This is a genomic window from Amycolatopsis sp. NPDC049691 (assembly GCF_040675005.1).
Taxonomy (GTDB): Bacteria; Actinomycetota; Actinomycetes; order Mycobacteriales; family Pseudonocardiaceae; genus Amycolatopsis.
The window spans coordinates 606,732-629,375 of record NZ_JBFANX010000001.1 but is presented as its reverse complement, the minus strand read 5'-3'; the positions used below and the strand labels follow the sequence as shown (position 1 = coordinate 629,375).

23 protein-coding genes are annotated in these 22,644 nt (G+C 73.3%); 6 read left to right on the top strand and 17 right to left on the bottom strand.

The window, feature by feature from the left end:
* Positions 1-13: 13 nt before the first annotated feature.
* From AB0J40_RS03045 to rpe, 5 genes are all read right to left on the bottom strand, one after another.
* Positions 14-409: a PH domain-containing protein gene (locus AB0J40_RS03045; protein ID WP_364447301.1), complete on the bottom strand. Its 396-nt coding sequence runs from the start codon at positions 407-409 to the stop codon at positions 14-16.
* 35 nt (positions 410-444) lie between these two features.
* Positions 445-951: a 6,7-dimethyl-8-ribityllumazine synthase gene (gene ribH, locus AB0J40_RS03040; RefSeq protein ID WP_364446638.1), complete on the bottom strand. Its 507-nt coding sequence runs from the start codon at positions 949-951 to the stop codon at positions 445-447.
* On the bottom strand, positions 948-2,276 hold the full coding sequence (locus AB0J40_RS03035) for a bifunctional 3,4-dihydroxy-2-butanone-4-phosphate synthase/GTP cyclohydrolase II (protein WP_364446635.1): 1,329 nt from the start codon (positions 2,274-2,276) through the stop codon (positions 948-950). Before AB0J40_RS03035 ends, ribH begins: the two co-directional genes overlap by 4 nt.
* Positions 2,273-2,902, bottom strand: a complete 630-nt coding sequence (locus AB0J40_RS03030) for a riboflavin synthase (RefSeq protein ID WP_364446633.1) — start codon at positions 2,900-2,902, stop codon at positions 2,273-2,275. The genes AB0J40_RS03035 and AB0J40_RS03030 overlap by 4 nt, the downstream gene beginning before the upstream one ends.
* An 80-nt stretch (positions 2,903-2,982) precedes the next feature.
* Complete coding sequence (gene rpe, locus AB0J40_RS03025) at positions 2,983-3,654, bottom strand: ribulose-phosphate 3-epimerase (RefSeq protein WP_364447298.1); 672 nt, start codon at positions 3,652-3,654, stop codon at positions 2,983-2,985.
* 121 nt (positions 3,655-3,775) lie between these two features.
* On the opposite strand from rpe, the gene AB0J40_RS03020 reads away from it, so the two are divergent.
* The 4 genes from AB0J40_RS03020 to AB0J40_RS03005 all read left to right on the top strand — a co-directional run bounded on the left by AB0J40_RS03020 (position 3,776) and on the right by AB0J40_RS03005 (position 8,367).
* Positions 3,776-4,975 (top strand): histidine kinase, encoded by a 1,200-nt coding sequence (locus AB0J40_RS03020; RefSeq protein WP_364446630.1) that lies wholly within the window; start codon positions 3,776-3,778, stop codon positions 4,973-4,975.
* The gene (locus AB0J40_RS03015; RefSeq protein ID WP_364446627.1) at positions 4,972-5,631 is read left to right on the top strand and encodes a response regulator transcription factor; all 660 of its coding nucleotides are present in this window, start codon (positions 4,972-4,974) and stop codon (positions 5,629-5,631) included. Before AB0J40_RS03020 ends, AB0J40_RS03015 begins: the two co-directional genes overlap by 4 nt.
* 156 nt (positions 5,632-5,787) lie before the next feature.
* Complete coding sequence (phoA, locus tag AB0J40_RS03010) at positions 5,788-7,182, top strand: alkaline phosphatase (RefSeq protein ID WP_364446625.1); 1,395 nt, start codon at positions 5,788-5,790, stop codon at positions 7,180-7,182.
* A gap of 102 nt (positions 7,183-7,284) precedes the next feature.
* Entirely contained in the window at positions 7,285-8,367 is a 1,083-nt protein-coding gene (locus AB0J40_RS03005) for a serine hydrolase domain-containing protein (RefSeq protein ID WP_364446622.1), read from the top strand.
* Between the two features lie 3 nt (positions 8,368-8,370).
* On the opposite strand, the gene AB0J40_RS03000 is transcribed toward AB0J40_RS03005, so the two are convergent.
* From AB0J40_RS03000 to fmt, 3 genes are read right to left on the bottom strand one after another with little or no spacing between them, the layout of a single operon-like run.
* Positions 8,371-8,868, bottom strand: coding sequence for a flavoprotein (locus AB0J40_RS03000; RefSeq protein WP_364446619.1), 498 nt, complete (start codon positions 8,866-8,868; stop codon positions 8,371-8,373).
* On the bottom strand, positions 8,865-10,289 hold the full coding sequence (locus AB0J40_RS02995) for a transcription antitermination factor NusB (protein ID WP_364446616.1): 1,425 nt from the start codon (positions 10,287-10,289) through the stop codon (positions 8,865-8,867). Before AB0J40_RS02995 ends, AB0J40_RS03000 begins: the two co-directional genes overlap by 4 nt.
* Entirely contained in the window at positions 10,286-11,212 is a 927-nt protein-coding gene (fmt, locus tag AB0J40_RS02990; protein WP_364446615.1) for a methionyl-tRNA formyltransferase, read from the bottom strand. The genes AB0J40_RS02995 and fmt overlap by 4 nt, the downstream gene beginning before the upstream one ends.
* 100 nt (positions 11,213-11,312) lie before the next feature.
* Between fmt and AB0J40_RS02985 the strand changes: the two genes are divergently transcribed.
* Positions 11,313-11,846, top strand: a complete 534-nt coding sequence (locus tag AB0J40_RS02985) for a GNAT family N-acetyltransferase (RefSeq protein ID WP_364446612.1) — start codon at positions 11,313-11,315, stop codon at positions 11,844-11,846.
* A 1-nt stretch (position 11,847) separates the two neighbouring features.
* Here the strand turns inward: AB0J40_RS02985 and ggt are convergent, their stop codons facing one another.
* Complete coding sequence (ggt, locus tag AB0J40_RS02980; RefSeq protein WP_364446609.1) at positions 11,848-13,644, bottom strand: gamma-glutamyltransferase; 1,797 nt, start codon at positions 13,642-13,644, stop codon at positions 11,848-11,850.
* 213 nt (positions 13,645-13,857) lie between these two features.
* Between ggt and AB0J40_RS02975 the strand changes: the two genes are divergently transcribed.
* Positions 13,858-14,655: a lysozyme gene (locus AB0J40_RS02975; RefSeq protein WP_364446606.1), complete on the top strand. Its 798-nt coding sequence runs from the start codon at positions 13,858-13,860 to the stop codon at positions 14,653-14,655.
* 75 nt (positions 14,656-14,730) lie between these two features.
* Here AB0J40_RS02975 and AB0J40_RS02970 read toward each other — a convergent pair whose 3' ends face one another.
* The 8 genes from AB0J40_RS02970 to AB0J40_RS02935 are packed head-to-tail and all read right to left on the bottom strand — an operon-like array spanning position 14,731 to position 22,556.
* The gene (locus AB0J40_RS02970; protein WP_364446604.1) at positions 14,731-15,774 is read right to left on the bottom strand and encodes an MSMEG_0565 family glycosyltransferase; all 1,044 of its coding nucleotides are present in this window, start codon (positions 15,772-15,774) and stop codon (positions 14,731-14,733) included.
* Positions 15,774-16,604, bottom strand: a complete 831-nt coding sequence (locus tag AB0J40_RS02965) for a carbon-nitrogen hydrolase family protein (protein WP_364446601.1) — start codon at positions 16,602-16,604, stop codon at positions 15,774-15,776. The genes AB0J40_RS02970 and AB0J40_RS02965 overlap by 1 nt, the downstream gene beginning before the upstream one ends.
* Positions 16,605-17,435: a carbon-nitrogen hydrolase family protein gene (locus AB0J40_RS02960; RefSeq protein ID WP_364446598.1), complete on the bottom strand. Its 831-nt coding sequence runs from the start codon at positions 17,433-17,435 to the stop codon at positions 16,605-16,607.
* Positions 17,432-18,802 (bottom strand): MSMEG_0567/sll0787 family protein, encoded by a 1,371-nt coding sequence (locus AB0J40_RS02955; RefSeq protein ID WP_364446595.1) that lies wholly within the window; start codon positions 18,800-18,802, stop codon positions 17,432-17,434. The genes AB0J40_RS02960 and AB0J40_RS02955 overlap by 4 nt, the downstream gene beginning before the upstream one ends.
* Position 18,803: 1 nt before the next feature.
* Positions 18,804-19,874, bottom strand: coding sequence for an MSMEG_0568 family radical SAM protein (locus AB0J40_RS02950; protein WP_364446592.1), 1,071 nt, complete (start codon positions 19,872-19,874; stop codon positions 18,804-18,806).
* Positions 19,875-19,883: 9 nt separating this feature from the next.
* Entirely contained in the window at positions 19,884-20,396 is a 513-nt protein-coding gene (locus AB0J40_RS02945; RefSeq protein WP_003073383.1) for an MSMEG_0572/Sll0783 family nitrogen starvation response protein, read from the bottom strand.
* Between the two features lie 4 nt (positions 20,397-20,400).
* Entirely contained in the window at positions 20,401-21,237 is an 837-nt protein-coding gene (locus AB0J40_RS02940) for an amidohydrolase family protein (RefSeq protein WP_364446589.1), read from the bottom strand.
* Entirely contained in the window at positions 21,237-22,556 is a 1,320-nt protein-coding gene (locus tag AB0J40_RS02935) for an MSMEG_0569 family flavin-dependent oxidoreductase (RefSeq protein ID WP_364446587.1), read from the bottom strand. Before AB0J40_RS02935 ends, AB0J40_RS02940 begins: the two co-directional genes overlap by 1 nt.
* Positions 22,557-22,644: the final 88 nt, after the last annotated feature.

Sequence of the window (22,644 nt, the reverse complement as noted above, 5' to 3'; positions counted from 1 at the left end):
GCGGGCGCTCTGGTCAGCCGCCGGTGGCCGCGCGGTGCAGTTTCCGCAACGCCCGCACCGCTTCCACCGCCCGGGTCCGGTCCACCGCCTGGATCGCCATCACCGCGTGGTACTCGTCGTCCGGCAGCTCCAGCCGCGCCCACGACGCGCCGTCCGGGAAGCTCACCGAAAGCACCTCGCCCCACTGGAACCGCCGGGTCACCAGGACGTTCCGGACCTCGATGCCCTCTTCGTCCGCGCGCACCCTGGCGGTCGCGAACAGCATCACCCCGCACGCCAGCAGGATCCCGATGCCGATCATCGCCGCCTGGTCGGAGCGCTGGAAGTGGACGCCCGTGTTGCCGTTGCGCAGCAGCACCGCCACCACCACGAACACCGCCAGCAGCGCCACCGCCAGCACGCTGCACATGATCAGCGCGCGCCGCGGGCGGATCACCAGGAGAGTCACACGAAACCCCGCTCGGTCCACGGCTGGCGCAGGCCCTTCAGCACGTGGGCCGTGTCCAGGGCCGCCACCGTCGCCTCGTAGCCCTTGTCCTCCTTGGCGCCCGGGCGGCCCGACCGGTCGACCGCCTGCTCGTGCGTGTCGCACGTCAGGACGCCGTTGCCGACCGGGGTGCTCTCGTCCAGCGCCACCCGGGTCAGGCCCGCCGTCACCGCGTCGCACACGTACTCGAAGTGCGGGGTGCCGCCGCGGATGACCACGCCCAGCGCCACCACCGCGTCGTGGTTGCGGGCCAGCGCCTGGGCCACCACCGGGAGCTCGATCGCGCCCGCGACGTGGACGACCGTCGGCTCCTCCTCCAGCTCCGCTTCCTTCGCCGCGACCAGCGCCCGCTCCAGCAGGACGTCGGTGATGTCCGAGTTCCACTTCGTGGCCACGATGCCGAGCTTCAGCGACTTGCAGCCGGTCAGGTCCAGCGCAACGTCGGGACGGCCTTCGCCGCTCACAGTGCTCCTCCGTCCGCGTGCTCGGTGCCGGCGCCGACCTGGTCGTAGTGCTCCAGCTGGGCCAGGTCGTGCCCCATCCGGTCGCGCTTGGTCCGCAGGTAGCGCAGGTTCTCCGGGTTCGGCGAGATGGGCAGCGGCACGCGCCCGGTGACGCGCAGGCCGTAGCCCTCCAGGCCGATCCGCTTGGCCGGGTTGTTCGACAGCAGCCGCATCGTGCGGACGCCGAGGTCGCAGAGGATCTGCGCGCCCGTGCCGTAGTCGCGGGCGTCGGCCGGGACGCCGAGCGCGAGGTTCGCGTCGACGGTGTCCGCGCCGTCGTCCTGCAGCTGGTAGGCCTGCAGCTTGTGCAGCAGGCCGATGCCGCGGCCCTCGTGACCGCGGATGTAGAGCACGACACCGCGGCCCTCGGCCGCCACGGCCTCCAGGGCCGCTTCCAGCTGCGGGCCGCAGTCGCAGCGCAGCGAGCCGAAGACGTCGCCGGTCAGGCACTCGGAGTGGACGCGGACGAGGATGTCCTGGCCGTCGCCGATCTCGCCGTAGACGAACGCGACGTGCTCGATGCCGTCCAGCAGCGAGTCGTAGCCGACCGCGCGGAACGTGCCCGCGGCCAGCGGGATCCGCGCCTCGGCGACGCGCTCGACCTGCTTCTCGGTGCGGCGGCGGTAGGCGATCAGGTCGGCGATGGTGATGATCGCGAGGTCGTGGTCGGCGGCGAACACCTCGAGCTCGTCGCGGCGCGCCATGTCGCCTTCGTCCTTCTGCGACACGATCTCGCAGAGCACGCCGGCGGGGGCGAGCCCGGCCATCCGGGCCAGGTCGACCGACGCCTCGGTGTGCCCGGGCCGGCGCAGCACGCCGCCCTCCTTGGCCCGCAGCGGCACGACGTGCCCGGGACGGCGGAAGTCCTTCGCCGTGGACGCGGGGTCGGCCAGCAGCCGGATGGTGTGCGCGCGGTCGGCGGCGGAGATGCCGGTGCTGATGCCCTCGGCGGCGTCGACCGTGACGCTGTACGCGGTGCCGCGCGCGTCCTGGTTCGTGTGGTACATCGGCGGCAGGTCCAGCCGGTCGGCTTCGCTCTCGGTGAGCGCGACGCAGACGTAGCCCGACGTGTAGCGGACCATGAAGGCCAGCAGCTCCGGCGTCGCCTTCTCGGCCGCGAAGATGAGGTCGCCCTCGTTTTCGCGGTCTTCGTCGTCGACCACGACGACCGGACGGCCCGCCGCGACGTCCGCGATCGCCCGCTCGATGGCGTCGGCGTCGAACACCGCGCCGGTGCCGCACGGGGTCCAGCCCGCCTCGGGCTCTGCCGCGCTCGTCTCACTCATGACCGCTCCTCCGTGCCGCCGTCCCGATTGTGCACCTGGTCGCGGATATGCGCCTCGGCCAGCTTTTCCACGTACTTCGCGACCACGTCGACCTCGAGGTTGACCACGTCGCCGGCCTCCCGGCCGCCGAGGGTGGTCGCTTCGAGCGTGGTCGGGATCAACGCCACCTGGAACCGGTCGTCGGTGACGGCGGCGACGGTGAGGGAGATCCCGTCGACCGCGATCGAGCCCTTCTCGACCACGTACCGCGCGAGGTGCGCGGGCAGCGAGAACGTCGTGACGCCGTTCTCGTCGCGGCCGAGGAACGTCCCGGTGCCGTCGACGTGGCCCTGCATGATGTGCCCGCCGAGCCGCCCGCCCGCGGGCGTGGCGCGTTCCAGGTTGACCCGGTCGCCGGTCGCGACCTTGGCCAGGCTCGAGCGCTGCAGCGTCTCGTTCACGACGTCGACGGTGAACTCGCCGCCGGAGACCTCGACGACCGTGAGGCACACCCCGCTGACCGCGATCGAGTCGCCGTGCCCGGCGTCGCTGGTGACCAGCGGGCCGCGGACGCGCAGCCGGGCCGCGTTGGTCAGCTGCTCGACGGCGGTGACTTCGCCGATCTCCTCGACTATGCCGGTGAACACGTGCGCTGCCTCCTAGTGAGCCGGTCCTTCCATCCAACACCCGCCGCGGCCCGGTGGCTTCTCCGGTGCCGCCGCGAGCGTCAGCCGGCGCGGCCCCGGGCCGCCTGCTCGCGCAGCGCGGCGACCGCCTTGCCCGGGTCGGCCGCCCCGTAGACGGCGGATCCGGCGACGAAGCAGTCGACACCCGCTTCGGCGGCCTGCTCGATGGTGTCGGCGTTGATGCCGCCGTCGATCTCGACGACCAGCTTGAGGTGCCCGGTGTCGACCAGCCGCCGCGCGGCGCGGACCTTCTCCAGGACGTCGGCGATGAACGACTGCCCGCCGAAGCCCGGCTCGACGGACATGACCAGCAGCGTGTCGTAGTGCTTGAGGACGTCCAGCCACGGCTCGAGCGCGGTGCCCGGCTTGATCGACAGGCCGGCCTTCGCGCCCGCGGCGCGCAGGTCCTTGGCCAGCGCGACGGGGTCCTTGGCCGCCTCGGCGTGCACGGTGACGTTGTAGGCGCCGGCCTCGGCGTACCCGATCGCCCAGCGGTCCGGGTCGTCGATCATCAGGTGGCAGTCGATCGGCACGTCGGTGCTCTTGAGCAGCGCCTTGACCACGGGCAGGCCGAGGGTCAGGTTGGGCACGAAGTGCGCGTCCATGACGTCGACGTGGACCCAGTCGGCGCGGGTCTCCCCCGCGCCGGCCACGGCGGCGATCTCCTCGCCGAGCCGGGCGAAGTCCGCGGACAGGATGCTGGGGGCGATCAGGGGTCGGTCTGCCACGTCCTGAGTGTAGGAGGAGCGTGCTAACGCTCACTAACCGGTTGTGACCAGGATCTGGCTCCGCGGAGGGAGGCGGCGGCCACACCGGCCGCCCTACGCTCGCCGCATGTCCGGATTCCTCCGTTCCCTGGCCCGGCTCGGCAGCTACCGCGGCCTCCCGTTCGCCGTCGCGGGCGCCCTCTTGATGGTGCCGGTGTCCCCCTTCGCCTTCGCCGCGGCGGTGTCCGTCGAGGCCGACTCGCGGGTGCGGGCGCTGCTCGCCCTGGTCGCCATCGCGGTGCTCACGGGACTGCTGGGCCTGCTGGGGCCGGTGCGGCGCGCCGGGATCGGGCTGGCGAACCTCCTGCTCGGGACCACCGTCCCGGCCCCGGCCGGGCGGCCCGACGCCGGTACGCGGCTGCGCTCGGGCCTGTGGCTGGCCCTGCACACGCTGCTGAGCGGCGTGCTGCTCACCGTGCTCGCGTTCCTCGGGCTCGGCTTGCTCGTCCCCGCGGTGTGGCTGGCCGGTGGGCAGGACCGCATCAGCCTGTTCTGGGACGACGTGCCGATCGGCGCGTGGACGGTCCCGTTCGGCCTCGTGCTGTTCTTCGGCGCGGTCGTGCTGGTCGCCGGCGCCACCCGCGCGTTCCGCACCGGCGCGGAAGCGCTGCTCGGGCCGTCCGATGCCGAACGCGCGGCACTCGCCGAACGCCGTGCCGCCGTGCTGGCCCAGCGCAACCGGCTGGCCCGCGAGCTGCACGACTCGATCGGGCACACGCTGACGACGTCGACCATCCAGGCGGCGGCCGCGGCCGAGCTGGTCGAAGCCGACCCGGCCCAGGTGCGGCGCGCGCTCGGCACGATCGAAGAAGCGTCTCGATCCGCCCTCGAAGACCTCGACCACGTTCTCGGCCTGCTGCGCGAGGAACCCGCGGCGAAGGAGCCGGCCCGCACGCTGGCCGAGGTCGACGTCCTCGCCGTGCGTGCCCGCGAAGCCGGGCTCGACGTCCGGCTCACCGTCACCGGGCCGGTGTCCGCGCTGCCCGCGGCGGTGTCGCGCGAGGGCTACCGGATCGTCCAGGAAGGCCTGACGAACGCGCTGCGCCACGCCGGCCCGGGTGCGGTCGACGTCCGCGTCGAGGCCGGGGCCGAGCGCCTGCTGATCGCCGTCGTCAACGCGCTGCCCGGCGGGGAGCCGCGGCCGGGGCGGCGCGGGCTCGCCGGGCTCGCCGAGCGCGTCGAAGCCCTGCGCGGCGAGCTCGACGCGGGCCCGGACGGGCAACGGTGGCGGCTGGCCGCGACGATCCCGCTGCGGGCGGGCGCGTGAGCCCCACCGTGCTCCTGGCCGACGACGAGCCCCTGGTCCGCACCGGGCTGCGGGCGCTGCTGGAGCAGCAGGGCATTCCCGTGGTCGGCGAGGCGGCCGACGGCGCCGAGGTGCTGCCCGCGGTGCGCCGCACCCGGCCGGACGTCGTGCTGATGGACGTCCGGATGCCCGGCACGGACGGCATCGAGGCCACCCGGCAGCTGCTCGGCTCGCTCGACGACCCGCCGAAGGTCCTCGTCGTCACGACGTTCGACCACGACGACTACGTGCACGAGGCGCTGCTGGCCGGTGCGAGCGGGTTCCTGCTGAAGCGGGCGCGCAAGGAGGAGATCGCGCACGCGGTCCGGACCGTCGCCGCCGGGGAATCGCTGCTGTTCCCCGAGGCGATCCGGCGCCTGGTGACCGCCCGGCCACCGGGCGGGGCGTACGCGAAGGCCGCGAAAGCGCTCACCCGGCGCGAGGCGGAGGTGCTCCGGCTGGTCGCGCGCGGACTGTCCAATCAGGACATCGCCGCCGAGCTGGTGATCAGCCTGGAGACCGTGAAGACCCACGTGGGCAACATCTTCGGCAAGCTCGGCGCGACCGGCCGCAGCCACGCCGTCGTCATCGCCTACGAAGCGGGCGTCGTGCGGCCGGGTCATCTCGCCGGTCAATAACCAACGTGCTCCCGGTCACCCGTGCGCAGCCATGAGTTCGATCAGCGGCCACGCGGTGGCCACCTTCAGTCTCTTCGCCCCACACATGCGGGAGGACTAATAGCCCGTGTCCGAAATCCGGGCCGTAACCCCCGAAGTCCCCCAATGAGGAGAAACATGGCTTCGCTGTTCGCCGGCCGCCGCCGGTGGCTGGTCGCGGGCGCGCTCGGCGCCGCGTTGGTCGCCGCCGCCCCGGTCGCCCTCGCCACCAGCGGCTCCGACTCCGCCGACGCGCGTTCGTCGGCCGGCACCGGTGACCGCACGAACGACGTGCGCGCCGCGATCCAGGGCGGCCACGCCCGCAACGTGATCCTGTTCATCGGCGACGGCATGGGCCAGTCGGAGATCACCGCCGCCCGCAACTACGAGCGCGGCGCCGCGGGCCGGCTCGCCATGGACGAGCTGCCGCTGACCGGCGACTACACGACGTACGCCGTGGAACAGAACAACCCGGCCAAGCCGAACTACGTGACCGACTCGGCCGCGTCCGGCACCGGCTGGGCCACCGGCACCAAGACCTACAACGGCGCCATCTCCGTCGACGCGTACGGCAACGACGTGCCGACGATCCTGGAGATCGCCAAGCGCAACGGCCTGCGCACCGGCGACGTCACCACCGCCGAGGTCCAGGACGCGACCCCGGCCGTGCTCGGCTCGCACGTCGTCAACCGCGACTGCAAGGGCCCGGTCGAGACGACCGCGAAGTGCGCGAAGAACGCCAAGGAGAACGGCGGCCTCGGCTCGATCTCCGAGCAGCTGGTGCAGACCCGCCCCGACGTCCTGCTGGGTGGCGGCGCGAAGTACTTCAACCAGCCCGTGACGGCCGGCAAGTTCCAGGGCAAGCCCGTGCTGGAGCAGGCCAAGGCGGCCGGCTACACCGTCGTGAACACCGCGGCCGACCTGGCCGCGGCGAAGAAGGGCAAGCCGGTCCTCGGCCTGTTCGCCGACGGCAACATGCCGGTGAACTGGACCGGCCCGGCGGCCGTGCACGGCGGCACCGCGCCGACCCGCTGCACCCCGAACCCGAAGCTGCCGCCGACCCAGCCGAAGCTGGCCGACCAGACCCGCAAGGCGCTCGAGCTGCTCGACGACCGCCGCAGCGACAAGGGTTTCTTCCTGCAGGTCGAGGGCGCGAGCATCGACAAGCAGGACCACGCGGCCGACCCGTGCGGCCAGATCGGCGAGACGGTCGACTTCGACGCGGCGATCGCGGCGGGCACGGCGTTCGCCCGCAGCCACCCGGACACCCTGGTGCTGGTGACGGCCGACCACGGGCACAGCAGCCAGATCGTCGAGCCGACGGCCACCCCGGGCCTGACCGCGACGCTCGTCACCAACGAGGGCGCGAACATGACCCTGGCGTACGGCACGGCGGAGACGGGCGGCTCGCAGTCGCACACCGGGACCCAGGTGCGCATCGCGGGCCTCGGCCCGCAGGCGGCCAACATCGTCGGGCTGACCAACCAGACCGACCTGTTCGGGACCCTCAAGCGGGCGCTTCGCCTGCGCTGACGTGGTGGGGCAGGCCCCCGGAGCGTTCCGGCGGCCTGCCCCATGCCCCCTGGTGTCCCGGCTCCCTAGCGTGGGAGCACCGAGACACCAGGGGGTTCTTTCATGCGGAAGTCAGTGCGGATCGTCGCGGCCGGCACGCTGGTCGTGCTGCTGGCGGCGACCACGGCGGCACCGGCGCTCGCGGCCGGTTCGGTGCAGGCTCGCTTGGACGTGCTCACCGCCCAGGACGGCGTGCCGGGCGCCGAAGCGGTGATCCAGGACGGCCACCGGACGCGGGTGGTGCGCAGCGGCGCGGGTGACCTCGCGACCGGGAAAGCGTTCCCGCGCAACGGTTCGTTCCGGGCGGGCAGCGTCACCAAGTCGTTCGTGGCCACGGTCGTGCTGCAGCTCGTCGGCGAAGGCCGGGTGAAGCTCGACGCACCGGTCGAGCGATACCTGCCGGGGCTGCTGCCCGACCGGCGGATCACCGTGCGGCAGCTGCTGCAGCACACGAGCGGGATTCCCGACTACCTGCGGGACTTCGACCTGAGCGACCCGGAGGCGTTGCGGCACCGCGGCGCTTCGCCGGAAGAGCTGGTGGCGCTGGCGCTGAAGCACCCGGCGCTGTTCCCGCCGGGGACGAGCTGGTCGTACTCCAACACGAACTACATCGTGGCGGGGATGCTCGCGGAGAAGGTGACGGGGCGGGCTCCGAGCGACCTGATCGCCCAGCGGATCACCCGGCCGCTGGGGTTGCGCGACACGTACTTGCCGCGCCGGGGCGACGAGCAGCTGCCGGACCCGCACGCGGTGGGCTACACGTCGGACCTGGTGGACTTCAGCGACTTCGACGCGACGATCGCGGGCGCGGCGGGCGGGCTGGTCTCGACGCCGGCCGACCTGGACCGGTTCTACGGCGCGCTGCTGGGCGGCCGGTTGCTGCGGCCGGCCGAGCTGGCGGAGATGAAGCGCACGGTGCCGGCCGATCTCGGGGCGCCCGGGGCGCGGTACGGGCTGGGGTTGGGGAGCATTCCGTTGTCGTGCGGGGAGTTCTGGGGACACGAGGGCGGGATCATCGGCTTCACGAACCTGGCGGGCACCGGCCCGGACGGCCGCCGGGTGACGGTGGTGCTGAACCAGAACCCCACCCCGGCCGACACGAACGAGCACCTGCTGGCCGCGACCGATGCGGCGGCGTGTTCGTAGCGGCTAGGGCAGCAGGTCCAGGGCTTCCGTCCACGGCCGGCCGATGTCCAGCCGGTGCAGGGTCACCCCGGCGCCCGCCAAGGTGTCGAGGTGGCGCTGCCACGCCGGGTGGAACACCCGCGTGTCCTGGATCTGGTATGCCACCACGATCGTGATCCCCGGCGCGCCCAGGACGTCGCCGAGCACCGTCAGCGCCTGGTTGTCCGCGATCCCCAACGCCAATTTGGCCACCGAGTTGGCCGACGCCGGCGCGAACAGGAACACCGACGGGTCCGGGTGCGGCCGCGGCTCCCCCGGCAACCGCGACACGCTGCGCACCGGCAGGTCGGTCGACAAAGCAACCTCCGCGAGCGCACCCGTCGACTCCAGCCAGCGGTGCGCCGTCGGCGTCAGCGTGATCGCCGGACGCCAGCCGCGCTCGGCGGCGGGCCGGACCAGCTCGGCGGCGAACCGGGTGTCCAGCCCGCCGCACGAGCCGGCGACCAGCCCGAGATCCCTCACGGCTTGCGCAGCACGGCGCAGAACATCGCGTCGGTGCCGTGGCGGTGCGGCCACAGCTGGACGTACGGCCCGTCACCGAGCTCCGGCACACCCGGGAACAGCTCGCGCGCGTCCAGCACCTCGGCCTTCAGCCGCCGGGCCGTCTCGCCGATCACGCCCTCGGTCTCGGCCAGGTGCGGCGAGCAGACGACGTAGGTGAGCGCGCCGCCCGGCCGCAGCAGCCCGTACGCCGCCGTGATCAGCTCGCCCTGCAGCTTCGTCAGGTCCGCGACGTCCGAGGGCCGGCGGCGCCAGCGCGCCTCCGGCCGCCGCCGCAGCGCGCCGAGCCCGCTGCACGGCGCGTCGACCAGGATCCGGTCGTACCCCGGCTCCAGCCCGGACTCGCGGCCGTCCGCGACGTGCACCTTCACCGGCAGCCCGCTCGTGGCCTTCTCGACGAGCTTCGCGCGGTGCGGCGCCTTCTCGACGGCGTCCACCGTCGCGCCGCTCAGTGCCGCCAGCGCGCCGAGCAGCGCGGCCTTGCCGCCGGGGCCGGCGCACAGGTCGAGCCAGCGCTCGTCGGAACCCTCGACGGGCACCTTCGTCGCGGCGATCGCGCACAGCTGGCTGCCCTCGTCCTGGACGGCGGCCAGCCGCTCGCGTACCGGCTCGGCGTCGGCCGGGTCGCCGGCGCCCGCGGGCAGGCGGACGCCGTAGGGCGAGTACGGCGCCGGGTCGCCGCCGGTGATCGCGGCCAGCTCGTCGGCGCTGATCTCGCCGGGCCGGGCGACCAGGTGGACCTCCGGCCGCGCGTCGTCGGCCTCGAGCGCGGCCTTGAGGCCCGCGCCCTTGTCCCCCAGCGCTTCGGCGAACGACCGGGCGATCCAGCGCGGGTGCGCGGTGCGCAGCGCGTAGGCGCCGATCGGGTCGGTGGCCTCGTCCGGCGCCAGCTCGTCCAGCCACGCCGCTTCGTCCTTTTCGGACACCTTGCGCAGGATGGCGTTCGCGAAACCCGTGGCCCACGAACCGGCTTCCGCACGCACGAGGTCCACAGTGGACGTCACGGCGGCGTGCTCGGGGATGCGGGTGCGCAGCAGCTGGTAGACGCCGAGGCGCAGCGCGTCGAGCACCGCCGGGTCGGTCTGCGAGAGCGGGCGCTCGGCGCAGGCGGCGATCACGGCGTCGAGCAGGCCCTGCGCCCGCGAGGCGCCGTACGCGAGTTCGGTGGCCAGCGCCGCGTCGCGGCCGGTGATCCGCCGCTCGCGCAGCAGGTCGGGCAGGACGAGGTTGGCGTAGGCGTCCTTCGTGCGCACGGCCGCGAGGACGTCGAACGCGGCCTGCCGGGGCGCGTCCACCTCCGGCGGGCGACGCGGCCCTTCCTTGCGCGGCGCGGGGCGCCCCCGCTGCGGCCGTGACGGACGTCGTTCCCTGTGGTCGTTCACCGGAGGCGTTCTCCCTGCTCGATGCGTGATCCGCGAGCCCAGTCGGTGGCCGCCATCCGTTTCTTGCCGGGTGCCTGGACCTCGCCGAGCCGCAACGGCTTCGTCGCCGTCCCGACCAGCACCCGCTTGCGTTCGACCACGATCTCGCCCGGCGGCGGGCCGGGTTCGTCGAGCACCGTGACCGGGCCGAGCTTCAGCCGTTCCCCGCGGAACTCCGCCCACGCGCCCGGGTCCGGGGTGACCGACCGGATCTGCCGGTCGACCGCCGAGGCCGGGTCGGCGAAGGACACCCGAGCGTCCTCGACCGTCACCTTCGGCGCGTAGCTGGTGCCCTCGGCGGGCTGGTCGCGGGCGACGAGGCTGCCGTCGGCCAGACCGTCCATGGTGGACAGCAGCAGCTTGGCCCCGGACTCCGCGAGCCGGCTCAGCAGGCCGCCGGCGGTGTCGGTCGCGCCGATCGCCTCGGTGACGACGCCGTAGACCGGGCCCGCGTCCAGTTCCTTGACGATCCGGAACGTCGACGCGCCGGTGATCTCGTCGCCGGCGCGGATCGCGGCCTGCACGGGTGCGGCGCCCCGCCACGCGGGGAGCAGCGAGAAGTGCAGGTTCACCCAGCCGAGGCGCGGGATGTCGAGGGCGGCCTGCGGCAGCAGCGCGCCGTAGGCGACCACCGGGCAGGCGTCCGGCGCCAGCTCGGTCAGGCGCGCGAGGAAGGCCGGGTCGCTCGCCCGCGCAGGCGTCAGCACCTCGATGCCGTGTTCGTCGGCGAGGGCGCCGACCGGGGAGCGGACGACGCGGCGGCCGCGGCCGGCCTGCGCATCCGGGCGGGTGACGACGGCGGCGACCTCGTGGCGGCCGGAGTCGAGCAGGGCGCGCAGCGCGGGGACGGCCGGCTCGGGCGTGCCGGCGAAGACGAGCTTCATCGGCCCACCCCCGGTGGGGAGGGTTCAGGTGGCTGGAACATCGAGGCCGAGTCTAGAAGGCCCGCTCCAACAGGGCGCGCTGTGGTAGTCCGCCGAGCTGATGCGTGCGCGGGGCTTCGAGCCGGTGCGGTACTTCCGGCGCGTGGAGCACCCGCTCGGGGACGTCGCGCCGGTGCGCGCGCGGATCGAACCGTGGTCGGCGCAGACCGACGAGGACTTCCGGCGGGTCCGGAACGCGGCGTTCGAGGACGCCTGGGGCGCGGTGCCGATGCCGCCGGACATGTGGCGGAACAAGATCGTCAACCAGACGTTCCGGCCGGAGGTCAGCTTCCTGCTCCGCGACGAGGCCGGGACCCCGGCGGGCCTGCTGGTGACGATGTCGTGGGACGCCGACACTGAGGCCACCGGGATCCGCGACGCGCACTTCATGATCGTCGGGACGCTGCGCGAGCACCGGAAGCGCGGCGTAGCCACCGCGCTCCTGGCCCATGCGTTGCACACCGCGGCGGCGCGGGGTTACGACCGGGCGAGCCTGGTCGTGGACTCGGCGCGCCCGTCCGGCGCCTCCGGGGTGTTCGAGAAGGCCGGGTTCGTCCCGAAGACGCGGTACGTCCGCTGGGCGCTCGAAGCCTGAGCTACCAGCCGGCCGGCCACACCACCTGGGCCGCGCCCTGGCCGCGGCGGATCGGTTCCGCCGCCGCCAGCCAGCGGCCGTCGCGCAGGTGCTCCACGCCCGTCGCCGCGCCGATCTCCGCCGGGGCCGTCGAGAAGCCCTGGCCGCGCGCCCGCAGGTCCGCCGTCTCCGGCTGGTCCAGGAACGCCTGCTCGACCTGGGCGGCCGCCGAGTTGCGCTGCGACGCCCGGGGCGCCGCGATCGCGTCCTCCAGGGACAGCCCGCGGTCGAGGCGGCCGAGGATCACCTGCAGCACCGTCGTGATGATCGACGCGCCACCCGGCGAGCCGGTCGCGAAGAACGGGCGGCCGTGGTCGAGCACGATCGTCGGCGCCATCGACGAGCGCGGCCGCTTGCCGGGGCCGGGCAGGTTCGGGTCGGGCACGCCCGGCGTCACCGGCGTGAACGAGAAGTCGGTCAGCTCGTTGTTGAGCAGGAAGCCGCGGCCCGGCACGACGATGCCGCTGCCGCCCTCCTGCTCGATGGTCAGCGTGTAGGCGACGACGTTGCCCCACTTGTCCGCGACCGTCAGGTGCGTGGTGTTCTCACCCTCGTACGGTGTCGGCGCGGCGGTGGTGCCCACCGCGCACGGCGTGGGATGGCGAGGGTCGGCCGGCGCGACCGGGCTGGTCGCGGCCTTGTCCTTCGAGATCAGGCACGCCCGCGAGTCGGCGAAGCGCTGGCTCAGCAGCTGCTTGGCCGGGACGTCGACGAACGCCGGGTCGCCGATCCAGCGGTTGCGGTCGGCGAAGGCGAACCGCGTCGACTCCAGGAAGTACTGCAGGTAGTCGGCCTTGCTCGCGTGCTTCAGGTCGAAGTTCTCGAGGATGTTGAGCGCCTCGCCGACGGTGAGCCCGCCCGAGGACGGCGCCGGCATGCCGTAGACGTCGAGGCCTTCGTAGCGCGCGTGGGTCGGGTCGCGCTCGATAGCGCGGTAGGCGGCGAGGTCCGCGGTGCTCAGCTTGCCGGGACGCACGTTCAGCGTCGAGGCCGGGTCCTTCTGCGGCTGCTGGACGGTCTTCGCGATGTCGGCGCCGATCGGGCCGTCGTAGAGCGCGCCGACGCCCTGGCGCTCGAGCTGCGCGTACGTGTCGGCGAGGTCGGGGTTGCGGAAGACGGTCCCGGGCACCGGCGGGGCGCCGCCGGGCAGGTACAGCGACCGCGTCGAGGGGAACGCGGCGAACCGCGCGGCGTTGTTCGCGACCTGCGTCTGGAACGTCGAGTCGACGACGAACCCCTTGCGCGCCAGGTCTTCGGCGGGCTTCAGGGACTTCGCCAGCGAGCGCGTCCCCCACCTGCGGAGGGCCTCGGACCACGTCGCGGGCGTGCCGGGCACGCCGACGCTCAGCCCGCTCGTGACGGCGTCGTTGAACGGCAGCGGCTGGCCGTTCTCGACGAAGAGGTTCGCGTCGGCGGTCTTCGGCGCGGTCTCCCGGCCGTCGAGCGTGTGGACGCGGTGGGTCTTCGCGTCGTAGTAGACGAAGAACCCGCCCCCGCCGACCCCGGCGGAGAACGGGTCGGTGACTCCGAGGGCGGCGGCGACCGCGACGGCCGCGTCGACGGCGTTCCCGCCGTCGCGCAGGACCTTCGTGCCGATCGCGGTGGCGTCGGCGTCGATGCTGGCCACGGCGCCGCCGAACCCGACCGCGACCGGGGACTTCGGCGTCGGGGTGGCGGCGGCGGCGGGCGCGGCGACGCCGGCGGTGAGCGCGGCGGCAGCGGCCAGGACGAGCGTGGTTCGGCTCCAGTGCGCGGGCATGCGGGCGAGTCTGCCCCTCGGACCAAGCGCCTTCAAGACGCCAAAGGGCGCGGATCGGCCGATTCGCCCGGATTGCCAAGATTTCACGAGTTTCCCCAGACTTCGAAATTGCTTCACATGGAGCAGTGACGTTGTGGTTGCCGCTGTAACAGAATCATGCGGCGCGGCCTGCACACCGCGCATCGCGAGGGCAACCGAAAGGAACAACCGAAGATGACTGCACCACGGAGGTGGCGCCGCCTGCTCGGCGCCGCTGTCGCGGTCTCGGCCTCCCTGCTGGCCGTGACCGCCCCCGGCGCCTCGGCGGCGCCGGACCCGGACAACCACGAGATGGGCGCGGCGATCCGCGCCCACGACGGGGTGGCCCCGGGAGGGCTCCTGCCGGCGTCGGTCGACGCGAGCGTCCCCGGCATCGACGTCAGCTCCTACCAGGGCAACGTCAACTGGGCGTCGTACTGGAGCGCGGGCAAGAAGTTCGCCTACGTCAAGGCGACCGAGGGCACCGGATACCAGAACGCCTACTTCAGCCAGCAGTACACGGGGTCGTACAACGTCGGCATGATCCGCGGCGCGTACCACTACGGCCGCCCGGACACCTCGGGCGGCGCGGCCCAGGCGGACTACTTCGTCGCCCACGGCGGCGGCTGGTCGAAGGACGGCAAGACGCTCCCGGGCACGCTCGACATCGAGTGGGGCCCGAACAACGCCTGCTACGGCAAGACGCCGGCCCAGATGGTGGCGTGGATCAAGGCCTTCAGCGACGAGTACCACGCGAAGACGACCCGCTGGCCGGTGATCTACACGGCGACGAGCTGGTGGAGCCAGTGCACCGGCAACACGGGCGACTTCAGTTCGACGAACCCGCTGTGGGTTGCGCGGTACGCGTCGTCGGCGGGGACGTTGCCGTACAACTGGGGTTTCTACACGTTCTGGCAGTACAGCTCTTCGCCCATCGACCAGGACCAGTTCAGCGCGGACATCACGCGGTTGAAGGTCCTCGCGACCGGCTGACGGTCAGGGAGCGGGAGCACGCCCCGCGGCGGGTGGTGTGCTCCCGCTCCCCCGAGCCGGCGGTCGAACCACGAGTCAGCGGCGCAGGTTCCGGTAGCAGCGCCGGTGGGCCTCGGCGGCCGCGCTCCACCGGTAGCGCCGGGCCAGCGCCCGCCCCGGCGCCGGGTCGGCGCCGTCGAGCGCGGCCCGCAGCTCGCGCGCGAACCCCGGCGGGTCGGCGGCGAACCGCGCGGCACCGCCGAAGACCTCGCGCAGCACCGGCAGGTCACGGGTGACCACGGGCACCCCGGCGGCCAGTGCCTCCATCGCGGCCAGCCCGAAGCCTTCCTTGGTGGACGGGAAGGCGAACGCCGCCGCCGAGGCCACGAGTGACGGCAGCTCGTCGTGCGCGACCGGGCCCAGCACCACCGGCGTGACGCCCAGCTCGGCGGCGCGCTTCTCCCAGCGCGTCCGGTAGTCGCGGTAGTCGAAGAGCGTCTCGCCGCCCGCGATCAGCAGGCGCAGGTCCGGCTCGGCCAGCAGCGCGTACGCCTCCAGGAGGTCCAGCGAACCCTTGCGCGGCTCGATCCCGCCGACGGCGAGCACGTAGCGCCCCCGCGCCGAAGAACGGGGAGCCGTCGCGAAGCGCTCGTAGTCGACGCCGTTGGGGATCACCGTCGCCTCGATGCCCCAGCCGGCGCGGACCTCGGCGGCGACCGACGCCGACACGCAGATGTGCGCGTACGGCCGGACGATCGCGCGTTCGTGGCAGGCCGCCAGCTCCGGCGTGGTGAAGGTGTCCAGGTGGTGGATCGTCCGGACGCAGCGGTCGACGGCGTTCGCGCTGATGCAGTCCTGCGCGTGCACGACGTCGTAGGCGTCCGGGGTGAACGCCGCGCGCAGCACGGCGATCGACCGCAGGATGCGCTCCCCCACCGATTCGCCGGGCACGTCCGGGAAGGGGACGATCGACAGCCGCACCCGCGGGTCGACCGGCCGGAAGAACCCCGCGTCGCCGCCGCGCCCGAGGGTCCAGACGGTGACGTCCTCGCCGAGTTCCGCCAGCGCCTCGGCCAGGGAAAGGGTGTGCACGACCCCGCCGCGCGGTTTCGTCGAGTAGCTCAGCAGGGCGATGCGCATCAAGTCTCCCGGTACACCGACGGTTTCCGTTCTCCCAGGTGGTGCAGCACGCGCCGGGCGTTGGCGATCTCCTGCCCGACGTCCAGCTCGGCCACCGCGATCCCGGCCTTGGACCAGGTCCGCGCCAGGATTTCGCCGCCGGGCCCGACGACCTTGGCCTGGCCGAGGAACCGCATCCCGCCCATCGCGCCGGTCTGGTTGGACGACACGAGCACGACCTGGTTTTCCGCCGCGCGCGCCTGGTCGTAGAGGTCGAACAGGCGGGACTGCCGGTCCTGGGCCATCCGGGGCGCGCGGTTGGTGATGCTCGTCGGCCACGCGCTCAGGCAGGCGACGATGTCGGCGCCGTCGAGGGCGAGCGACCGGACCGACTCCGGGAAGGTCTTGTCGTAGTCGATCAGCATCCCCAGCCGCCCGACCGGGGTGTCGAACGCGGCGAACCGGTCACCCGGCTCGTAGGCGACGCTCTCCCCCGGCGGCTGGTGGACCTTGCGGTGCCGGCCGAGCACGCCGTCGCCGGTGACGCAGACCGCCGAGTTGTAGCGCCGCGGCCCGTCGGCTTCGCAGTACCCCACGCAGACGACCATTTCCGCGGCGAGCGAGGCGATGGTCTTCAGCTCCGCGCAGTCCGGGTCGAGCGCCGGGGGCAGGGCGTCCGGGTCGGGGTGGCGCAGGTCGGCGAGGTACCCGCCGAGGGCCGCGTCCGGCAGCACCAGCAGCGCGGCGCCGGCCGAGCGTGCGTGGTCGATCAGCGTCGCGATGCGCTGGAGGTCGAAGCCGAGGTCGCGGCCGAAGTGCGCGGCGACGGCGGCGATGCGGATCTGCCCCATTCACGGGACACTAACCGGGTAGGCGTCGGGTCGTCTGTCCGCCAGGTGTCCCATCGACCGCCGCGCCGTCGCCAGCGCCCGCGGCACGTCGAGTTCGGCGATCGCCATGCCTTCGGCGACGCCGGTGTCGGCGAGGACCTCGCCGCCGGGGTCGACGACCTTGGCGCTCGCGACGAACCGCAGGTCGCCGAAAGTGCCGGACTGGTTGGCCGAGAGCCAGACGATCTGGTTCTCCAGCGCGCGGGCCCGGTCGAACAGGTCGAACCGGCGTTTCCAGCGGTCTTCGGCGAGGTCGGCCGCCGGGTTGGTGCGGCTGCCGGGCCAGGCGCTCATGCACACGACGATCTCCGCGCCGTCGAGGGCGAGCGCCCGCGCGGATTCGGGGAACGCCTTGTCGTAGCAGATGAGCATGCCCAGCCGGCCGACCGGCGTGTCGAAGGCGGCGAACTCCCGCCCCGCGCCGTAGCTGGCGTTCTCGGCCAGCGGCTGGTGGACCTTGCGGTGGTGGCCGAGGACGCCGTCGCCGGAGACGCACACCGCGGAGTTGTAGCGGCGGCCGCCGTCGAGTTCGCAGTACCCCGCCGTGACGACGAGGTCGCCCGCCAAGGCGGCCAGCCGCTTCAGCTCCGGGCCGTCGGCGGCCAGCGCGGGCGGCCCTTCGGCGCCGCCGTCGAGGTTGGCCAGGTAGCCGCCGAGCGCGGCCTCCGGCAGGGCCAGCATACGGACGCCTTCGGCCTTCGCCTCGCCGATGAGCTTCTCGATGCGGGCGAAGTCGGCTTCGAGGTCGCGGTCGAACGGCGCGGCGACGGCGGCCATTCTCAGTGTCGTCATGAGTTCCCCAATCCGGTGACGCCGCCGTCGATGGCGGTCGTCCGTTCGCCGTCGGGCCAGCGCAGCGTGACCCCGGTGCCCGCGACCAGCTCGCCGCAGGCCGCGGTGACCGCGGGCTCGGCGGGTGCCGGGGCGCCGGCGGTGAGCATCGCGAAGCCCGGGAAGCAGGTCAGCCAGTCCCCTGTGGACGCTCCCCGCGGCCGCGGCACCTGCTCGACGTCGAGCACCGCGCCGCAGCCGGACGCCTCGGCGAGCATGCCGAGCGTGCCGGCGATCCCGGCCATCGAGACGTCCTTCGCCGCGGCCGGTCGCGCTTTGGCCACCGAACCCAGGAGTTCCCGCAGTTCGGGCGTGCGGCGGAAGCTCGTCGAATCCCACTGGCGGCCGGTGTGGCCGGGCCGCCAGCCACCGCCGAGGTCGGCGGTGAGCCAGACGCGCTGCCCGGGCTTCCCGCCCCCGCCGGGCACCGGATCGGTGGTCCGGCCCAGTGCCGTGACCGACAGCGAAGCCGGGACGCCGAACTGCGTGTGCCCGCCGAGCACCGGCACGCCGTAGGCCTCGCTCGCCTTCCGCAGTCCACTGAGGACACGCGCGGCGAAGGACGCGTCACGGGCGCCGAGCGCGTCCAGCAACCCGGTCGGGGTGGCGCCCATCGCGGCCAGGTCGTTGAGGTTGACCAGCACCGAGCACCAGCCCGCCCACTCCGGGTCGCGCTCGACCATGGCCGGGATGATCGCGTCACAGGCGGCGACGACGTCGGTGCCGGGCAGCGGTACGCCGTCGTCGCCGACGAAGCCGGGCACGCCGGTCAGCCCGCGCAGCAGCGGCCCGAGCGCGGCCTTCGTCGACCGGGCCAGCGCGGCGATCCGGCCGATCGGCCACCGCATCAGCACGTGGTCGTGACCGGCGACGGTCACCGGCCGCACGCGCTGCCAGCCGAGCCGGGTGAACAGCTTCTCGGTGCGGGTCTGCACGGTCGCTTCGAACCGCAGCGCGCCTTCGGCCTCGGCCCGCGCGCAGGCCGCGCGGACCAGTGCCGAGCCGATCCCGGGTGGCGAACCGGGGGCGACGACCAGGCGACCGCCCCGCCACCAGCCGAGGTCGGGCCCGTCGGTGGCCGGGCCGAGCCGGACGCCGCCGCGCACCTCGCCGGAGGTGTCCCTGGCCACCAGGACCCGGGTGCGCGGGTCGGTGTCGTGATCGTCGAGGTCGTGCCGGGCGAACAGGCCCTGCCTCGCCACGAACGCGTCGTGGCGCAACGCGCGGTAGGCGGTGAGTCCACTGTGGCCGGCTTCTTCGATGTGGAACGCGGGACGGGCGGCGACGCTGCGGACGTCGCCGAGCAGCGCGAGGATGTCGTGGTCCACGTCAGCCTCCCGCCGCGCTCAGCAGCCCGCAGGCCCCGCACGCGGCACAGCCCGCGCCCTGGTCCGCCCCGGTCATCCCGGCGGCCCGCAGCAGCGCCGCGACCCGGCTCGTCACCTCGGCGACCAGCGACGGCGACGGCGCCGCGGCCCCGTCACGGCGGGCCAGGGTGCCGAGCATCGGCCGCATCGGGACGACGAACGGGTAAACGCCGGCCTCGATCAGCCGCCCGGCGCCTTCGACGAGCGAGTCCGGGTCCTCGCCGAGCCCGATGAGCAGGTAGGTCGAGACGCGGTTGCGGCCGAAGACGCGCACCGCCTCGGCCCACGCGGCTTCGTACTCGGTCAGCGGCACCGTCGACTTGCCCGGCATCCACCGCCGCCGGACGTCGTCGTCGAGCGACTCGACGTGGATGCCGATCGACGTCGCCCCGGCGGTCCGCAGGTCCCGCAGCACCCCGAGGTCGCCCGGCGGTTCGATCTGCACCTGGATCGGCAGGCCCGGCACGGCGTCGAGCACCGCCCGGACGCACCGGACCAGGTGCCGGGCCCCGCGGTCGGGCCCGGCCGTGGTGCCGGTCGTCATGACCATCTGCCGGACACCGTCGAGGCGCACCGCCGCCTCGGCGACCTCCGCGAGCTGCTGCGGTGTCTTCGCGGCCACGGTGGCCCCCGACCGCAGCGACTCCTCGATGGTGCAGAACCGGCAGCGCTGGTCCTCGGCGTACCGGACGCAGGTCTGCACGACGGTCGTCGCGAGGACGTCCTTGCCGTGCAGCAGCGCGATCTTCCGGTACGGCACACCGTCCGATGTGGACAGGTCGTAGAACCGCGGCCGCGCCACCGGCGTCACGCTGAGGCCGAGGTCGACGGCTCCGCGGTGGATCCGGCCGTCGCGGACCTCGTACGGGCTGTCGGGGTTCAGCGGCAGCGTCGCGTTGGCACCGTCGACGACCAGGTGGCCGTCGTCGCTCGGCCCGGCGCCTTTGCTGCGTTGCACGGGTGCGTCCACCCGCACCCCGCGGACGGCGATGTCGGCGCGGGTGTCCAGATCCTCTTCGATGCCAACGCGCACGGACCGCTCCTAGAACATGTAGGTGGAGTTGATGATCGCGCCCTTGCGCGCGTAGTGGATCAGCGCGTCCTGCACGTCCAGGGGGTGCGTCGGGATGACGCCCTCGATGAGGTCCTCCTCGCGGGCACCGTGCAGCGACAGGCCGAACCGGCAGCAGTAGGCCTTGCCGCCCTCGGAGATGAACGTCTTGAGCTGGTCGTTGATGTTCAGCTCGCCCGGGAACGCGGCGTTGCCGGTGGTCGGGAAGCCGCGCGTGGCCAGGCAGTTCAGCGAACCCGGGCCGTAGAAGTAGATCGCCGCCTCGAAGCCCTTCCGCAGCGCGCGGGTGGCCTGCAGGATCGCCACGAAGCTCACCGACGACTCGTGCGCGATGCCGTGCACGAGGGTGAAGTAGCTCTGGCCGGGTTCGGCCTGGTAGTCCGGGAAGACCTTGGTCCCGCCGTACAGGTTGGAGCCCTGCGGCAGCGACGGGTGCGGGATCTCGTCGAGGCTGGTCTTCTCGGTCTCGGTCAGCTCTGCCATCGGTCTATTTCCCTTTCTTCGGTCCGTACAGCACGTCGAACGTGCCGCGGAAAACCAGGTCGGCGAGCTCGCCGTCGCCGGCCGCGGCGGCCAGCTTGGCGAGTTCGCCCTCGTGATCGCCCCAGGGCTCGTCGGAGGCGAACAGCACGCGGTCGTGGCCGAGGCCCCGCCGCGAGATCTCCTCGACGAGCCAGCGCGGGGTGAAGCCGATCGCCCAGGACAGGTCCGTGTAGACCTGCTTGCCGGCGGCGATCCAGTCGAAGAAGCGGCCGCCGACGAGCTTGATGTGCCCGCTCATCCCGCCGCCGAAGTGGACGAGGTGCAGCTTGACGTCGTCGCCGTAGGCGTCGACGAGCTTGCCCACCTCGTCGATGTCGGACGCCGCACCGGGCGAGGTGTGGACGTGCACGACGAGGTCGTGCTCCCGTGCGGTGGCGAAGATCCGGTCCAGCTGCGGCTTGCAGGCGGGGTCGGAGGCCTTGCCGCCCAGCAGGAAGCTGAGTTTCAAGGCCCGCACGCCCTCCTCGCCCGCCAGCGTCAGCGCTTCTCCGGTGCGCTCGGCGTCTTCGGCTCTCGGGGACACCCAGAGTGCGGCGCTGATCCGGTCGTCCTTGCCCGCCGCTTCGACGCAGAGTGCGTTGAAGGAGAACGCGATCGCCGGGTCGGGGACGCCGTAGTTCGGGATCACCAGCGCGCGTTCGGTGCCTTCACGGTCCAAGTCGGACAGCAGCTCGCCGATCGTCGCGCGGGCGCCGATCGCCGGGGCGACCGGTGGGCCGCCGTAGAACGGGTACGCCGGCAGCACGCCCAGGTGCCGGTGAGCGTCGTTGGTCCACTTCATCAGGCCACCGTCCGCGGGGCGACCCAGTCGTCGTCGGCCGGGTACGTGCTCGCCGGCGTGCCGGAGATCCACCGGACGTCCCCTCGGCCGCCGCCGGTGATCCGCCGGGTCAGGTACTCCGCGTCCGCGGCGACGCCGCAGAACCGCCCCGAGCCCCAGGTGTGCTGCCACGGCAGGCCGAGGAAGTACAACCCCGGACAGCTGGTGACGCCGCGGTGGTGCGTCGGGTAGCCCTTGCCGTCGAAGACCGGGACGTCGATCCAGCGGTGGTCGCGGCCGAACCCGGTGCTCCAGACGACGGCCGAAAGCGCTTCCCCGGCCAGGGTCCGCGGTCCGTCCGGCGGTTCCCACACCGGCCGGTAGCGAGCTTCGCGCGGCGCTTCGATCCCGTGGTGCGCGATGAAGGCGTCGATCGAATCCTTGATGCCCTCGGACACCGCGTCCGCCGCGTCGAGGTTGCGCCGCAGGTCGTCCGCGAACTCCAGCCGTCCACTTCGGACGCTTTCGAGCCGCCCGTAGAGCTGCATGCCCTCGGTGGCGAACGCGCGCAGGTCGATGTCGTGCCCGCCGTCGCGGCCGGTGACGTAGTGGTTGGCCCGGAACCGGACGGCGTCCGCGTCGGCGAACTCGTCGATCCCGCGGGCGTAGTAGCCCATCTCGTCGAGCCAGGCGACGACGTCCCGGCCCCGGTAGCGCCGGGCCACCCGCGGCGCCGACCCCACGGCCAGGTGCACGCGCCGCCCGGCCAGGTGCAGGTCCTCGGCGATCTGGCAGCCGGACTGCCCGGTGCCGACCACCAGGACGTCCCCGTCCGGCAGCTGGGCGGGGTTGCGGTACTCGGCCGAGTGCAGCTGGACGACGTGCTCGGGCAGCCGCTCGGCCAGCCGCGGCTTGAGCGGCACCTGGTACGGGCCGGTGGCCAGCACGACGTGGTCGGCGGTCAGCTCCCCGGCCGACGTCGTGAGCCGGAACCCGCCGCCCGGCAGCTGCCGCAACCGCGTCGCCTCGACGCCCTCGTGCAACGGGACGTCGAACTCCTTCACGTAGTTTTCGAGGTAGGCGACGATCTCGTCCCGGACCATGAACCCGTCCGGGTCGTCGCCCGCGTAGGGGAACCCGGGCAGCCGGCATTGCCAGTTCGGCGTGACCAGGCAGAAACTGTCCCAGCGGCGGGTCCGCCATTCGTGTCCCGCGCGCTCGCGTTCGAGCACCACGTGCCCGACCCCGGCAGTGGTCAGGCAGTGGGACATCGAGAGTCCCGCCTGGCCGCCGCCGACCACGATCACCGGCCGGTGCAGGCCGTCGAGCTGGAAGTCCATGCCGATCAGTGCACCGGCCGAGCATTTCCGGACTGTTTCGTCCGGAATATCGGCACGTTACCAAACCGGGTGCAGGTAACGCGTGGCC

What these genes read in the sequence shown, in the direction of transcription:
- AB0J40_RS02935 (WP_364446587.1), bottom strand. Translation starts at nt 22,556, where the DNA reads ATGGACTTCCAGCTCGACGGCCTGCACCGGCCGGTGATCGTGGTCGGC.
- AB0J40_RS03035 (WP_364446635.1), bottom strand. Translation starts at nt 2,276, where the DNA reads ATGAGTGAGACGAGCGCGGCAGAGCCCGAGGCGGGCTGGACCCCGTGC.
- AB0J40_RS02960 (WP_364446598.1), bottom strand. Translation starts at nt 17,435, where the DNA reads ATGACGACACTGAGAATGGCCGCCGTCGCCGCGCCGTTCGACCGCGAC.
- fmt (WP_364446615.1), bottom strand. Translation starts at nt 11,212, where the DNA reads ATGAAGCTCGTCTTCGCCGGCACGCCCGAGCCGGCCGTCCCCGCGCTG.
- AB0J40_RS02965 (WP_364446601.1), bottom strand. Translation starts at nt 16,604, where the DNA reads ATGGGGCAGATCCGCATCGCCGCCGTCGCCGCGCACTTCGGCCGCGAC.
- AB0J40_RS03005 (WP_364446622.1), top strand. Translation starts at nt 7,285, where the DNA reads ATGCGGAAGTCAGTGCGGATCGTCGCGGCCGGCACGCTGGTCGTGCTG.
- AB0J40_RS02945 (WP_003073383.1), bottom strand. Translation starts at nt 20,396, where the DNA reads ATGGCAGAGCTGACCGAGACCGAGAAGACCAGCCTCGACGAGATCCCG.
- phoA (WP_364446625.1), top strand. Translation starts at nt 5,788, where the DNA reads ATGGCTTCGCTGTTCGCCGGCCGCCGCCGGTGGCTGGTCGCGGGCGCG.
- AB0J40_RS02975 (WP_364446606.1), top strand. Translation starts at nt 13,858, where the DNA reads ATGACTGCACCACGGAGGTGGCGCCGCCTGCTCGGCGCCGCTGTCGCG.
- AB0J40_RS02970 (WP_364446604.1), bottom strand. Translation starts at nt 15,774, where the DNA reads ATGCGCATCGCCCTGCTGAGCTACTCGACGAAACCGCGCGGCGGGGTC.
- ggt (WP_364446609.1), bottom strand. Translation starts at nt 13,644, where the DNA reads ATGCCCGCGCACTGGAGCCGAACCACGCTCGTCCTGGCCGCTGCCGCC.
- AB0J40_RS02985 (WP_364446612.1), top strand. Translation starts at nt 11,313, where the DNA reads ATGCGTGCGCGGGGCTTCGAGCCGGTGCGGTACTTCCGGCGCGTGGAG.
- AB0J40_RS03020 (WP_364446630.1), top strand. Translation starts at nt 3,776, where the DNA reads ATGTCCGGATTCCTCCGTTCCCTGGCCCGGCTCGGCAGCTACCGCGGC.
- AB0J40_RS02940 (WP_364446589.1), bottom strand. Translation starts at nt 21,237, where the DNA reads ATGAAGTGGACCAACGACGCTCACCGGCACCTGGGCGTGCTGCCGGCG.
- AB0J40_RS03045 (WP_364447301.1), bottom strand. Translation starts at nt 409, where the DNA reads ATGTGCAGCGTGCTGGCGGTGGCGCTGCTGGCGGTGTTCGTGGTGGTG.